Source organism: Microcoleus vaginatus HSN003, assembly GCF_022701255.1.
Classification (GTDB): Bacteria; Cyanobacteriota; Cyanobacteriia; order Cyanobacteriales; family Microcoleaceae; genus Microcoleus; species Microcoleus vaginatus_B.
Genome location: NZ_CP031705.1, coordinates 4,969,875 through 4,984,102 on the forward strand (window position 1 = coordinate 4,969,875; position 14,228 = coordinate 4,984,102).

The following is a 14,228-nucleotide window of genomic DNA, read 5'->3' on the forward strand; positions in this document are numbered from 1 at the left end:
GTTTTGATGTGACAGCAAACATCACCAAATCTTCTTGCTCTGCCTCTAAAAGCACTATTGCTAATTACCATCGAGATATTTTTGCAATTCCAACTGCAATCTTTGGCGAGCTCTAGCAATTCTCGACTTGACAGTTCCCAGAGAAACTCCGGTCATTTCGGCTATTTCCTCATATGCTAAACCTTCTATTTCTCTTAAAACAATTGTCGTGCGGAATACTTCCGGCAAATCGGCGATCGCCACCCGCAACTGATCGTAAAATTCTCGAGTCGTCAAATCTTCATCAGGCCCCGGACTGTCGGCCGGAATTTCCCAATCTACCTCGCCATCTTCCAGAGCACGGGGTACGTCCAGCGACAGCGGAGTTCGCACCCGCTTGCGCTTCCGCAACTCATCGTAAAACAAATTAGTGGCGATGCGACTCAGCCAGCCCCGAAATTTAACCGGCTCTTGCAAGCGGTTAATATTGCGGTAGACCCGAATCCAGACTTCCTGAGCCAAGTCTGCTCGGTCTTGCCAGTCAGGGGCCAAGTGATAGAGTACCCTGTCTACGTGGGACTGATACCGCTTCAACAGTTCTGAAAAGGCAGTGCTCTCAGGTCGATTTCCTTCCTGACAACGCAATACCAAGTCATAATTAGAGAGTTTTTCGGCTGGCAATTGCACTCTTTGAACGGTCGCCACAACCGCAGACCAGGACACGGAAATAAAGTCGCTCATCGGTGGAATTGGCTCATCGAACATTCCACATTTGTTGACGCTAGCAGATCCCGATGGGTTCCCGCACTCGGAAACTGCGATCGGCTTGAGTCATCCGACAGTCAATGACTGCTTACTAATGCCCGACAACCTCGCACGCTCCTATACTAACCCAACTGCTAGACCCGTCGGCCCAATGTTCCTTTTTCCAAATCGGTACATTGTGTTTGAGCGTATCTATGGCGTACTGGCAAGCTGCAAAGGCCTCCCCCCGGTGGGGACAGCCAACAGCCACCAGTACGCTGATTTCGCCCACCTGCAAGTGTCCGACGCGGTGGTGAATCACGACCCGATTGACATCGATCCACTGGCGGCGGATTTCCGTAGCGATTTGCTGGAATACTCGCACGGCCATGGGTTCGTAGGCTTGATATTCTAGGGAAACTACAGCTTGACCGTCAGTTTGGTTGCGGACTGTACCGCTCATTATTACCACGGCTCCGTTCGCGGGGTCATCTGCCAAAGCGTATATTTCCTCTACAGACAACGGCGCTAAGGTAATGGCGAAGCTGTCTGATTCATGGCGTTGAGGAATTGTGCCGATCGAAAGTGCAGCGCTAGAGTTCATTGCCAAACAAGTGGTGGTGGAGAAGTTAATTGATCTTGACACAAATCCAGTCGCGATCAATCTTGCATCTTGGTTCGGGAAAGGGGGTGGCTAATGTTGAGACCCATCTCGTAGCACGGGCGAGAATCCGACGCCATTGCCCCGAACTTCTGCACAAGTGCGATCGGCTACAATATAACTCGCCCGAACCAAATTAAGAGCGTGATTGAAGACGAGCAGGATGCTTGTTAGATAAAATTAACTGCCGATATTGCTGTAGCAACTCAATAAATAAGCACACGCAAATAAGTAGTGTCATTGGCAACTCAGTATAATAAATCTCACACCCCAAGCGATTACTTTGTTCTTTTTTGAATGACACAGTTAACTTTAATTCTGGCCTTTTATCTTATCGGCGTCGCCAAAATTTTTAGCAGCAGATGTAAACTTTATTTATTTTTTTGTTCCGGAAAGCTACTTAGATGACATGATATACCTGTGCAGGGTTAAGGCAAATTGGCGGATACTAGGCAAAAGAAAACCGTAACGCCCTCATGTGCCTTTTATGAAACATAAGTTAATAGTTTGGTCTGTTAATTGAGGTTTCGACCTGAGTCTGCACCAATAAATGTTAAAAACAATTACGAGGAAACTATGGAAGCACTAGCATTGAGCCACTCTTTTGTTGCTTATGAATCTCCAGAGTCCGAACTCCAAGTCAAGTCCTTAGACGAGCTGGGCTTGAAAATTCCTAATTCTGCATGGGTAGGCGTTGCAGGTCTGGCAGTAGCTCTATCTGTTCTGGGTGTCGGTGGTGAAGCGCAAGCCGCAAGTTGCTACTCCCGCTGCGCCAAGAAAAGCCATCACGCCCATCACACCTACGCCAAAGTTGTTACGAATGGCGGCCGACTGAATATCCGCAAACACCCCGATAGCTGTTCTCATGTAATCGGCAAGTTACATTATGGCTCCCACGTCAAATTGACCGGTCGTTACAAAAACGGTTGGGCCCAAGTCAAAGGTGGCGGCTGGGTGTCTGCGTCCTGGCTTTCCTAACTCTTAACTAGAGCACTTTACATTTCTAGAAAGAGTTTTAATCGTTACCCGGCAATACTGGGTAACGATTATTTTAAAGAGATGATAGAGCCTGAAAATAATTGAATATCCGAAATTCATGACTAATATCGTTTCCTGTTGCATCGGAATAATAAAATCTAGTCAACCGTCAACAGTCAACCGTCAACAGTCAACCGTCAACAATCATGAGGATTGCAACCGGAATTGATAAACAACTAACAGCCTAAACTTTACCACCGCCGATCAGATAAAGTAATGCCATCCGCACCGCCACGCCGCTGGTAACTTGCTGAGAAATCAGGCTAAACTGGGCATCGTCCATCAAATCCGAACTAATTTCCACGCCGCGGTTAACCGGGCCTGGGTGCAACACCTTCACTTCCGGCTTGCAGAGTTTCAGTCGATCGCGCGTAATCCCGTACAAAGAATGGTACTCTCGTAAACTCGGCAGCAAATGCTCGCTCATCCGTTCCTTTTGCAGTCGCAAAGTCATCACAAAATCAGCATCGGCCAAAGCAGGTTCAAGCTGCCAGTGCAAAAATAATTTCCCTTCCCTACCATCGCCACACTCAGCAAACAACAGCGGCAGCAAAGTTGGCGGCCCGGCCAAATGAACCTCGGCCCCAGAAGCCGTTAGGCTCCAAATATTAGACCTAGCCACCCGCGAATGCAAGATATCCCCCACCACAGCAATTTTTTTGCCCGCTAAAAGTTCCAGCCGCGGACTTTCGCCATCTAAAAGAGAACAAATAGTAAATAAGTCTAGCAAACCTTGCGAGGGGTGTTCGTGCTGGCCGTCCCCAGCATTGAGAACGCTGACTCTCGAACCCAAGCGATCCATTTCCGAAGCAATCGTGCTGGGAACTCCAGCTTGTTCGTGCCGGATCACCATCAAATCCGTTCCCATCGCCAGATAAGTCTTAGCCGTATCCAGAATAGTCTCCCCCTTCGTCAGAGAAGAACTTCCCGGGGTAAAATTTAGCGTATCCGCTGACAGCCGCTTCGCCGCCAACTCAAAACTATTGCGCGTGCGGGTAGAAGGTTCAAAAAACAAATTCGCGACCACTTGACCCTGCAGGGCCGGCACTTTCTTCGTGCGGCGGCCGAGCACCTCCCGAAAACTGGCTGCTGTTTGCAGCACCGTATCGTATTCGTCCGAGGTAAAATCAGCCAGAGTGAGAATGTGTCGCCTTGTCCAAGTCATACAATTTTAGATTTTAGATTTTAGATTTTAGATTGACTCAATCAGGACGGACGATGGGTTTGGAACTTGCTTGTACGCCCGCTCTGCTGTCGCCTTTGAATGTTCGATCGACATTTAGGGATTGCGATCAACAGTATCCAACAATTTTTGATCGCTTTTGCGGTCAGTAGAGTTATAATCAGTTTATGTAGCTCAGATCCCAGTCTCACAGCGAACCCAGCGTCGAAGGTGAAACAGGTGTGGTTTACCCGCAGGAAAGCGGAAATTACGCTGTAGCAGCGAAAGAGCAGTAGTTGCAGTTTCTCCTACGCAAACTCAGCCTTGTCAAGAACAAGCCGAACGCAGCCCTTGCATCTACCACTATGTGGAAACAACTATGTGGAAACAATCGCGGCGGCCAACCTCCCACTGTCGATCGACAGCATATAGCGGGACATTTCAAAGATGATTAATTCTTTGAAGTCGGTCTTGACTCTTCAGTCCTGCTTATAGGCCCTTGTCAAAACGAACTCTGTTAAGATACAAGTTGAATATGTGGCTTCCCGACAAAAATCTACACGTATCTTGGCGAGACTGTTCTTGGCGAAACTGCGGTAAAAAGTGAGAGCTCGGAAGTGGTAATTACACAAGATTTAAACAATTCAAGAGGTATTATGAGCCAGCAGGTTATACAGCCGATGGTTAAGTTCCAACGTCAGGTGCATTCTCTCGTCACGTCTGACATTATCAAGCCGACAGACAGTATTTGGAAAATTGCTTTGCTTTACGGCGACGAATGGCCGTATTGGAAACAGCAATTGCTAGAGTTTGATTTTTCTATGCAAGACCCCGTGAGCGAGTTGATAGCTGTAGAAGCTTGGGACGAGGAATAACAGAGAAGACGGAGGACTGGGGTGTCGGAGAGAAATTTCGAGGCGATGGGCTTGCATTGTCTTTCATAAATTTTCCGTTGCTAACTTCTTCCCTCTTCCTTGTTCCCTCTTCTCTCTTCCCTCGTGCTAATGACGAATGACGAATGACTAATGACTTCTTCCTTTTGTTAAAGCGAAGCTGCTAAAGCTCGAGCTAATTGTGGAGCAGTTTGAAAGCGATCCCCAGGCTTAGCTGCCGTGGTTCGCAAAATGGTCTCCCGCAGCTTGGGGGCGATCGTCGGAATATTTTCGATCTTAAATCCGTAACCTCCAGCTATTTTCCCGTAAAAGTTTTGAGGGCTTTGGGCTGTCAGCAAAAAAATCAAAGTAGGCCCAATAGCATATAAATCCGACTGAGGGAGAGGCTGTCCACGGTCTTGTTCTGGTGCGGTGTAGCCTTCAACGCCGATGCGAGTGCCCGGAGGAGTGCCGATTTCTTTAACGGCACCAAAATCCAGCACTGTAATGCAATTGTCGCGGTGGCGCACCAGCAAATTAGCAGGTTTAATATCCCGGTGGACGATCGGGGGTTTTTGAGAGTGAATGTAGTCCAAAACGTCACAGGTTTGGATCATCCACTCTATTGCTTGTTGGGGAGCAACAGGGCCGCGGTTGTAGATGCGTTTTTCTAAATCCTCGCCGTGGAGCATTTCCATCACCAAGTATTTTTTGCCGCCTTCCACAAAAAAGTCAAAAAACTGAGGAATGCCCGGATGGTGGAGGGCCTTGAGAGTTTTAGCTTCACGTTCAAACAGTTCTTGAGCTTTGGCGATTTGAGCCATATCAGCATTCATTTCCTTGAGGACTACCAGAGATGCTGCGGGGGAACTTCCGGGTTGTTGAGCTTTCGCTTTATCTCGATCCCAGGCTAAAGTCGTTGTTCCCATACCGCCTTGGCCCAAAGTTCTCAGCACTTGGTAGTGGCGCACCGTGCGATCGACTTTAATCGGTTCGCCGCAGTGGATGCAGAATAAATTCCCCGGCGGGTTTCCCGCATGGGTACACCTGCGAGCAGCGAGATTGACGGTGGGGTTCGCCTCAATCTTGCCGCCGAGTTCAATAGTAATAACTTGGAAATGCAGAATTGGGCCGCCCCGCGCCAACTGGATCATGGCACCGTCGGATATCCAACCCTGGGACATGAGAATACCGTTAACCAAAGTGCCATTTGTCCCGGAATTGACTAAGTACCACTGACTGGATCTCCCGCTATTAACTCTTTGCAATTCCAGATGCTGCCGCGACACTAGAGAATTGGGTATCACAACGTGATTTTCAGGAGAGCGACCGATGCGAATAATGGACTCGCTCTCGAAACTCCACTGTTGTAGGGGGGTCTGTTTGTCTGGATCTAAAAGAGTCAGCAGCATTTTCGATTGATGTGGTTGAACTCCCTGATTTGGCAGTGAGAGTTGGCGGGAATTTACAAATTTGGGGCGTAGGGCTTTGAAAAATTAGCAATTAAAAATTAGTTATGAGCTTCACAGGGGAGTTTCACTAAAACTTTATAATATCCTGATTGTGATTAAAGATTGCATAAACAATTAAGTTATAAATAGTTTTGGGGGAACAATTATCCGTAAAAATTGACAGGGGTCGATCGCTCCTCCAAACACAGTCGATAGATTTAACAATTGCAACGACAAAAACTAGGTAAACAATCGCTAAACTTTTACGTAAATTTGATGTAGCAGCAGATTTTAATCTAAGCCCCACATATATATTTAGGGCGGACACTTCCCACCTATGCCCACCTTGCCCGGATAGCGATCGAGTATAAAACAGATTTCGCATCAACCTGCCTGCTGACTCACTTCATTTTAGTTGATTTTTTTTTCATTAGACTAACTATTTTTGTAATTGAAAGCTCTTTCAACTATGATGAATCAACTTACTATCAAGCCACTTTTTTCGGTAGATTTTCCGAAGCGAGTCTCAGAATTAAAGCTACGGATAAATGGTTGTTACTCCAAAGCTTTTCTGCAATCCTATGGGTCTGCAATCAGTTTTTGAGCAATCCCACCGAAGCTGTTTCAACACCGGATACCTAATAACAGAGCCAGCAGTAAAGCCTTGCCCGGAAACGGCAGAAGCTGTTTCCTTTCTCTGCAACAATTACAGGTTTAACCCAGGCTGTCACGGGGGAAAGCGCCACTTTTAAAAAAGTTGGCAGCATCCAAATTCTAAAATCGAAATGCGCCTACCTGTGCCCGAATGATAATTGCGGTGATATTGTCGTGACCGTTACGTTTGTTGCCCAGTTCAATCAACTGGGCAACTCCCTGGTCGAGATCAGCTTGGGCATTGAAAAGGGGTTCGAGAGTGTTCTGCCAGTGAGTTTCCAACAAATCATTATCTGTCAGGCCGTCAGAAGCCAAAATTAATAAGGTATCTTCGCACAAGTCTAAAAACTGCACGTCGGGCTTGAGAAAATTACTGTCTCGCGGGCCGAGTGCTTGAGTTAGTTGATAGGCGTCGGGACGGGCATAAGCAGTTTCCGGGTCAACCCCGCGCTTAATTTCGCGCTGACCTACTTCGTGGTCTGAGGTGATTTTTTCTAGGGTTTGTCCCTTTCTCAGTCGGTAGAGGCGGCTGTCGCCGACGTGGGCAACGGCGAATTGGGTGTCTTGAACTAAGACTGCGACTAGAGTTGTACCCATGCGGGCGCTGCCGGAGCGTCCGTCCTTTTGATTGATTTCAAAGATGGCTTTGTTGGCTAGCAGGACTCCCTCGCGGATGGTGTCTGCCGGAGGTAGTTGATTTTCCCAACGGGTTTGAAAGAATTCTCTGAGAGTTTCAGCCGCTAGTTGACTGGCTACTTCTCCGCTGTCGTGTCCCCCCATGCCGTCGCAGAGAATGTAAAGCCCTTTGGTTTTAAAGATGCGACCGAAGGAGCTTTCGAGTTTGTTGAGCTGAGTCCAGATGCTGAAGAAGTCTTCGTTGTGGTCGCGCGTGCGACCGACATCGGTGAGGCCTGCGTCCTCTAAGCTGTAAATTTGGAGTGGCATGGGCTGGGTTAATACTTCGCCAACCTCGGGGGGCGACTCGTGGGGGCCGCGGAAAGGCCGGCGCGTCGGGGTTGAGCTTGGTGAAGGTGCGGGTTGGAGTTCGAGGGGAACTGTTTCTAGGCGCGATCGCAATTCTTCGATTGTGTTAATCTCGCCTCTGTACATTTGTTGCAGCAGTTCGAGCAAGGCGCCAAAGTGAGTGCGATGATGATCGGACTGGCTAAATATCACCTGCCACAGTTGCCCTAAATCTACCAGTTGCAGGTTTGAGCCGGCGGGTTCGGGATAGAGGTATTGCAGCCGCAAAGAAGCTAAGGAAAAGGAAGAGTCGGGGTTGACTCGCAAATTTGTCAGTTCCAACAAGCTTTGCCGACAGCGCCAGGGTTCTAGGGCAGCCCAGAGTTCTGTCATTTCGTGGAGCCAGTATAAAATTTGCTGGGTGGAAGTTTCGGGTTGAATCCACCGTTCTACCAGCAGCGGCCATTGGGAGCAGTCTTCTAGCAGCAGGACTGCCTGTTCGTTGTCTGACCAGCTATCGTGAATGACTGGCAGGTTTTGAGAGAATTGCCACCGCAGTGCCAGATAAGGTTCAGCTATGCCTTGGCAAAGCTCTGCTAAGGCGGAATTGGTTGAATTTTCTCCGCGTTTGATTGCTGCGCTATAGGGGGATGTTCGTCTGGCGACGCTGGCAGAGTTGGCTGCTAGCATGGCTTTGAGGGGTGACATTTCCAGCGGCTGACAGTCCAATACTGTTACTGCTACTGTGTCTGAGCGTTTTCTCGGTGGCACGGTTTCTAGGAGTTGGTAGCGCTGCTGAGTGTCTAAATAAGCTCCGGCTGGCTGGGAAGGGATTAAATATTCTGAATTGGGGATGGGGAATTCTGGAGATGGAGGGGAGGTGTCAGCTATGTTTGGGCTGTCGGGGTTTTCGGTTGCTTCCTGGATTTGTTTAGGCTGTGGTGCGGTTGTAAAATTCTGCTCAGATGGGGTTATTTCGCGCTCGGGTGCTGTAGTAGAGCTTTTTTCTGTTGTTTGAAAGGAGGCTGGTGCGATCACCCGCACGGCTACCACAGAGTCTATTTGGGCGCTGCTGAATTCGCCGTTGCTTGGCTGCGGAGAAGTTGCTTCGACTGCTGTTGGGGGTTCGGCTGGGGTGGTGATTTCTGTTTTAATGGCGTCTGTGATTGCTTCAGGAGAGTTTTGGCGCGATGCGGTTTCTGGAACTATGTCTGGTTTTTGCCCAAACGCGGCTGGGGGTATGGTTGATTCGTCTGGCTCGACTGCTGGAAAATTCGATCGACCGCAGATAATGGCCCGCCACACTTGACCTGTTGCGACGCCGCAATTCTGACATTCTTTGGCGCTAAAAGCGACTTGGGCACCGCATTCGTGGCAAGGTTTGTAAATTAGGGAATTTCCGCATTGTTGACAAAACTTGTTTGGATTGGGATTTTCAAATTGGCAGCGGGGACAGAGAAGCATAGGGGTTTTAAATTGGAGATTGGCGATCGACGAGTTTGGCGGTGGGGAGTTTTGGGTTTTGGCCTGTGAGTTCGGAGTTATGAGTATGTGGCCTGACTCGCAACGGATAACTCCCATTGCCCTATGCCTTATTTTATCGGGATGAATTCAGAACTAAGATATTTCTTAGAACTGAGATATTGCATCCGTGTCGGGAATAAGCCCAAAAGCCAGATCCACAAAAACCTCTCTTGCTTCACAGGGTAAACAGCCAGCCCCACCGGTGGCAAGAGCGTGCGGGCCCAAGAAAAGTCAACTGATGACTGAAACTAATATTGTGCGTTTAATTCAGAATGATGGCAGATATTCAGTTAGAACTCACGCCCCGAGCACCATTCTGGCTTAACAGGCCTTTCGGGACTGTTCCACAAAGAGTAGATTTTCTTGTGGGCCGTTGCTCTTCTAGCCCGCCCATAAAAACCTTATTGAGAATTGTGTTAGATATCAGTTAGAACTCATATGTTGCACCATTCTCAATCAGAACAGGCAAGATGCCTGTTCCACAAGTGGATTTTCTTGTAGGGTGGGCCCCAGAGCCCGCCCATAAAAATCTTATTGAGAATTGTACAACATCTCAGTTAGAAGGGATTTGCTGTAGAATCTTCTTGGAAAACGGTCTCTCTGGCGATCGATTGAATGGTACAGAGGGGTACTTCACAGAAATATTTCCGCCGGAATTGTTCTTCGGAGACTGCTGCTAGGAATTGCGCTGCAAAACGCGCGGCAATCGGGGAATTTGGCACTGAGAATTGAATGGATTGGCTATCTAATAAGGGTTTGGGGATTTGTTCTGGCGCGTCTTCATGGTGTGGGGTTTCGGGTTGTCTGGCGATGTGGAAAGCTCGATCGCGATAATTGATTTTGAAACCGAGATATGTTAGGGTTTTGAACCCCAGTTGCAGCGATGTGTCGCTGATGCCGAGTTTTTGGCGGAGTTGTTGTCTGGTGACGGGTTTGTTGGTACGGCTGAGGTATTTGGCGATGCCGATTAGCTGTTGGCAGATTTGCTGTGGGGGTACGAGTGGGGGTAAAGTATAGGCGATCGCAAGTTTTTTCTGAGTGTGCTGTGCTTGCCGAAACCAGATCCGCAGTTCGTCCCAGCTTGCGGGGCATTCTTTGAGGACGATCGAGTTTTCGCGATCGACCTTTTCGGAATTGTAAACTAGATTGTCGATCGGCATTTGAGATTCTAAGTTTGTGCTAGCGCCTAATAACTCTTCCTCGTTATTTCTATTGCGCCAGTCTACAATCCAATCTATTTGAGTCTGAGAATTTATTGGGTTGTCTTCCGTGCGTTCTTGCACTGATACGAGGCGCACTTCATAGCGCGATTTGTAAGTATTAAAATCGAGTTCAACGGTGACATCGCAGCGGCCTTGGGGAACTTCATTTTGATTGTGTCCCCACCAAATGCCGGGAAATCCCGTATCGCTAGATTCATCCCTAATTGTAAATTCTGTTTTGATATATTCTACTTTTTGCCCTTTCAAATCCTTAATTTTTTGATTCCACAGATTGTCAAACCAGCAGTTTTCCATCAGCAATTTGGGAACCGGGTTGCCCATGCCACAAGGTTCGAGCAATTTTAATTCTTGAAATAAGTCTTTGCCTAATTCGGAGACAGTAATTTTTAGGTCGGCTTGAACGGGGGCTTTTGTTAAACTATCGATGCTGTATTGTTGTCGCAGTTGCTGATTTACCGCATCTGTAAATAGGGGGATATTTTCAACGGGAAGACTCAATCCGGCGGCGAAGGGATGACCGCCAAATCTCTGCAATAAATGCGCTTGGTCTTTGACTAATTGGTAAAGGTCAATTTGATTTGCGGAACGCGCCGAACCCCTGGCAATTTTGGATGGGGAAAGTGTTGGTGATTCTGAATCTAAGAAAGAGGTAAATTGCGTTTCCGGGGTATTTTCGTTAATTTCTTCGCTTCCTTCTGTGCTGAATAAAATCACGGGGCGGCCGTATTCTTGGGCGATTTGTCCCGCTACTAATCCTAATACTCCTACCGGCCATTGGGGGTCGCTGAGGACGATGACGCTAGTAGTTGAGAGGTCGAGTTTGGGTAATTTGGCGGCGGCATCTTTGGCAACATCTTTTTGTAAAGATTTGCGCCGGGAGTTGGCAATTTCGGTTAAATTTGCTAGTTCTTCGCAGCGTTTTTTGTCGCGGCTGGTGAGGAGTTCTACGCAGAAGCTGGCGTCACCTTGAATGCGGCTGACGGCGTTGATTCGGGGGCCGAGCCCGAAGGAAATGTCGGTTGGGCGATCGCCCGATCTTTTGCAGAGTTCGAGCAATTTTGCAACTCCCGGGCGGGTGGGATTTGCGATTTGTTTTTGCAGTTGTTGGATGCCGATTTGTGCTAGGTAGCGGCTGTCTCCTGTAAGTTGGACTAAATCGGCAATTAAGCCGATCGCTACTAATTCTAATAAATCTGCGATCGGGCGCTGCGGAATATCCGGTAATGTGTGATATAATGCTTCAACTAATTTGTAAGCTACTCCAACTCCTGAAAGGTTAAATAGTGGGTGGTTTGGCGGAAAGTAGCGGGGATTGATAATGGCTGTAGCTGGCGGGCGATCGTCGGGTAATGTATGATGATCGGTGATAATTGTATCGATGTTTAAGCTACTCGCATATTCGATTTCCGCGATGTTTGTACTGCCGGTATCGCAGGTAATAATTAAGCTAATTCCAGATTGTGCTAAGGCATCTATTCCCGGGGTATTGAGTCCGTGAGATTCGGTTAAGCGGTTGGGAATGTAATAAATTAGTTGGTCATTTTGAGCCAAAAATTCTCCCAGTCCGTCCCAAAGTACGGATGTTGAGGTAATGCCGTCGGCGTCGAAGTCTCCCCAAATTGCGACTTTTTCGCCGCTGTTTCGTGCTTCCTTGATTCTTTCTATCGCCCAGTTCATTTCTAGCCCGAATTCAAAGGGACTTGCTGGTTTGTAAAGTTTGGGATTTAAGAAACCAGGTATTTGTTCGGGATTTTGAATTCCTCTATACCAGAGAAGTGCAGCGGCATAGTTTCCGGGGAGTTCTGGTGCGTGGTTTCTGACAGCTTCGATCAGCCAATCAGGGGGTTGTGGTAAGGGTTGATTTTGCCAGTTGTGAGCGGTTTCTGTCATTCGATTTTAGATTTTAGATTTTTACCACAGATGAATCCGAGGGGGTTTTTGTATGTTAAATAAAACTTAAGCGAGTCACTGGTTCCCCGGCTCTGCGGGGGAACCGATTTCCCGATACTCTGCCTCGCTTACGAGCGGGAAAATTTCCGTATTGGCGTTACCAGGCAGAGCCTAGTAACGACTAAAATTTGGGGGGCTTGTTTATATATTAAATAAATATTTCCTCGATTATAGCAAGATTGGGCAGCCAATTGACGGGAGTTTCTGCAGACAGATTGGGTGAGAAAGCTGTGTTGTCTGTTGTGCGGTTGCAGCGAGTGGCAAATTGACAGGAATCGCAAAGATTGGAACTAATTTCTACTTGGGGTAAGAATTCGCCGCCTTCGGTATAGCGCTGTCGCCAGTCGGTTAGCTCCTGCAATAGGTGGGTTAAATCTTGTTTTGTGCGATCGTGTTCTGTTTGGTTGTAATAAAATGTGAGTTTTTGCGGCGGTTCTTCTCCTTGCAATTGTACAAACCAGTATGTCATGGAAACTTGTTCGGGGGAATAGTCGCTGGTTTCTACTAAGACGTATAAATAGAGGCGAGTTTGCCAACTTTCGGCTATCCATTTTGATTTTTGAGGGCGGGGATAGGTTTTCCAGTCGAGAATTTGGGCGGCGTTTGGTTCGGCTATTAGCAAGTCATAGATAACGGTGAATAGGTAGTCTTGGAAAATTAGGGTGCGGGGGTGTTCGGCTTGGCGAAAAATGTTGTCGCTCTTTTCTGAATCGGCGAAAAGTTCGGGTGCGGTGTTGATAAATGCTGCCACACAGCGTCCCAGTTCGGGGTCTTGTTGGATGATAAATTCAATGGGAAGTCCGAGTTCTCGCTGCTGCATTAATAGGTGAAAGTGGCTTCCCCAGGTGAGTTTTTCTTTGTGTTCTGGGGAGGCGGTGGTGGCTAGGAGTTCTAGGTAGCTGTGTTGGAATTTGCGGGGGCATTCTTCGAGAATTTTGAGTTGGGTTTGGGAGAGTCGGAGCATTTTTTGCGTGTGATATTGTTGGTTTTTGGTAGGTTTGGTGATACTGATTATTGCAATAAAACACGGCGATTCAAACCGCTACTATACAAACGAAGTTTCTCTCGCTTGAGACTAAAAAATAAAGATTGACGAGCGATGTAGTCGGCAATTTGCTCGATGTCTTGAATTGCGGGTTCGGTGAGGCGAAATTTGGGAGTCATGCTTCTGATGAACTGTAGCGTGATCGCAGGTTGGCGCGGATTTGTGACATTGCGATTGCACCGTCTACGACTTCACCACGTTGGGATGCTTGCTGGCCAATCAGTGCGTCTCGTTGAAGTTCTTGCAGTCGTCCTTGATAAATGTCTTCCTGTTGTTCCAAGAGTTGAAGGGCTGCGAGGATTACTTCGATCGCACTTTTGTATTTGCCAGTCGTGAGTTGACGCTGCACGAGGGCTTCGACTTCAGGTGACAAAACAATTTGCATGGCGCTTGAGAGGAGAAGTGTTGATTCTATTGTAGGCGATCGCACTTCAGTTAGATTTTTCGGATGAAAGGGCGATCGCCCTACACTTAGCATTATATAATTATCAATACCGTTAACGGCGAAGCGAATGCGTTTTGATACCTATATCCAGTCAATAAGGACATTCATATTGTTTGTCGCTGCTGCTTGTAGCTATAATCTTCGTCGCAGTCAATAGTACCGAACAATTCCAATACTTTTAGTTGTTTTCTCATGGCAGCTTTAACAAGAGGATGAATCAAGTCTTCAGGAATTCGATTGCGCTCAATATAAGTATTTATTTCTTCCTGGTTATCCAAATAAAAGCTCAGCGCGTCAAAAATTTGAGCTAATTTCAGGTGAGGTAAGTGCATCGGGATTTCTTCAGGAGTAATACCCAAACGCCACAATTCCACGATCGCCCGAACGGAAGTCCTCGTTCCTACGATAATTGGTTCGCCTTGCAAGATTTCAGGATGACTTGTGACATAACGCGAAACAGATTGTACAGTCATGGCAGATTAACAGGGCAGATATATTTTTATTATATGTTATGATT

Annotated in this window: 12 protein-coding genes; 2 read left to right on the top strand and 10 right to left on the bottom strand. The window is 47.5% G+C overall.

The window, feature by feature from the left end; translation table 11 throughout:
- Positions 1-60: 60 nt before the first annotated feature.
- Both D0A37_RS21545 and D0A37_RS21550 read right to left on the bottom strand, forming a co-directional pair.
- Positions 61-720 carry a sigma-70 family RNA polymerase sigma factor gene (locus tag D0A37_RS21545; protein ID WP_006631278.1) on the bottom strand — a complete coding sequence of 220 codons (660 nt, stop codon included), beginning with the start codon at positions 718-720 and terminating at the stop codon, positions 61-63.
- A 115-nt stretch (positions 721-835) separates the two neighbouring features.
- Positions 836-1,327: a molybdenum cofactor biosynthesis protein MoaE gene (locus D0A37_RS21550; RefSeq protein ID WP_242717404.1), complete on the bottom strand. Its 492-nt coding sequence runs from the start codon at positions 1,325-1,327 to the stop codon at positions 836-838.
- Positions 1,328-1,960: 633 nt separating this feature from the next.
- On the opposite strand from D0A37_RS21550, the gene D0A37_RS21555 reads away from it, so the two are divergent.
- A complete protein-coding gene (locus D0A37_RS21555) occupies positions 1,961-2,362 on the top strand; it encodes an SH3 domain-containing protein (RefSeq protein ID WP_242717406.1) in 402 nt (133 codons plus the stop codon).
- Between the two features lie 244 nt (positions 2,363-2,606).
- Here D0A37_RS21555 and D0A37_RS21560 read toward each other — a convergent pair whose 3' ends face one another.
- A complete protein-coding gene (locus D0A37_RS21560) occupies positions 2,607-3,587 on the bottom strand; it encodes an aspartate carbamoyltransferase catalytic subunit (RefSeq protein ID WP_242717408.1) in 981 nt (326 codons plus the stop codon).
- A gap of 653 nt (positions 3,588-4,240) precedes the next feature.
- Here D0A37_RS21560 and D0A37_RS21565 point away from each other — a divergent pair.
- A complete protein-coding gene (locus D0A37_RS21565; protein WP_006631282.1) occupies positions 4,241-4,459 on the top strand; it encodes a DUF4327 family protein in 219 nt (72 codons plus the stop codon).
- 167 nt (positions 4,460-4,626) lie between these two features.
- On the opposite strand, the gene D0A37_RS21570 is transcribed toward D0A37_RS21565, so the two are convergent.
- The 7 genes from D0A37_RS21570 to D0A37_RS21600 all read right to left on the bottom strand — a co-directional run bounded on the left by D0A37_RS21570 (position 4,627) and on the right by D0A37_RS21600 (position 14,184).
- Positions 4,627-5,868, bottom strand: coding sequence for a protein kinase domain-containing protein (locus tag D0A37_RS21570; RefSeq protein ID WP_242717410.1), 1,242 nt, complete (start codon positions 5,866-5,868; stop codon positions 4,627-4,629).
- An 813-nt stretch (positions 5,869-6,681) separates the two neighbouring features.
- Positions 6,682-8,988: a serine/threonine phosphatase gene (locus D0A37_RS21575; RefSeq protein WP_242717412.1), complete on the bottom strand. Its 2,307-nt coding sequence runs from the start codon at positions 8,986-8,988 to the stop codon at positions 6,682-6,684.
- 617 nt (positions 8,989-9,605) lie between these two features.
- Positions 9,606-12,161 carry a single-stranded-DNA-specific exonuclease RecJ gene (locus tag D0A37_RS21580; RefSeq protein WP_242717414.1) on the bottom strand — a complete coding sequence of 852 codons (2,556 nt, stop codon included), beginning with the start codon at positions 12,159-12,161 and terminating at the stop codon, positions 9,606-9,608.
- Between the two features lie 208 nt (positions 12,162-12,369).
- The gene (locus D0A37_RS21585; protein WP_242717416.1) at positions 12,370-13,185 is read right to left on the bottom strand and encodes a PD-(D/E)XK nuclease family protein; all 816 of its coding nucleotides are present in this window, start codon (positions 13,183-13,185) and stop codon (positions 12,370-12,372) included.
- 47 nt (positions 13,186-13,232) lie between these two features.
- Complete coding sequence (locus D0A37_RS21590; RefSeq protein WP_242717418.1) at positions 13,233-13,385, bottom strand: hypothetical protein; 153 nt, start codon at positions 13,383-13,385, stop codon at positions 13,233-13,235.
- Positions 13,382-13,744, bottom strand: a complete 363-nt coding sequence (locus D0A37_RS21595; RefSeq protein ID WP_242717420.1) for a ribbon-helix-helix domain-containing protein — start codon at positions 13,742-13,744, stop codon at positions 13,382-13,384. The genes D0A37_RS21590 and D0A37_RS21595 overlap by 4 nt, the downstream gene beginning before the upstream one ends.
- Positions 13,745-13,815: 71 nt before the next feature.
- Positions 13,816-14,184 (bottom strand): DUF433 domain-containing protein, encoded by a 369-nt coding sequence (locus tag D0A37_RS21600; RefSeq protein WP_445242427.1) that lies wholly within the window; start codon positions 14,182-14,184, stop codon positions 13,816-13,818.
- Positions 14,185-14,228 lie beyond the last annotated feature (44 nt).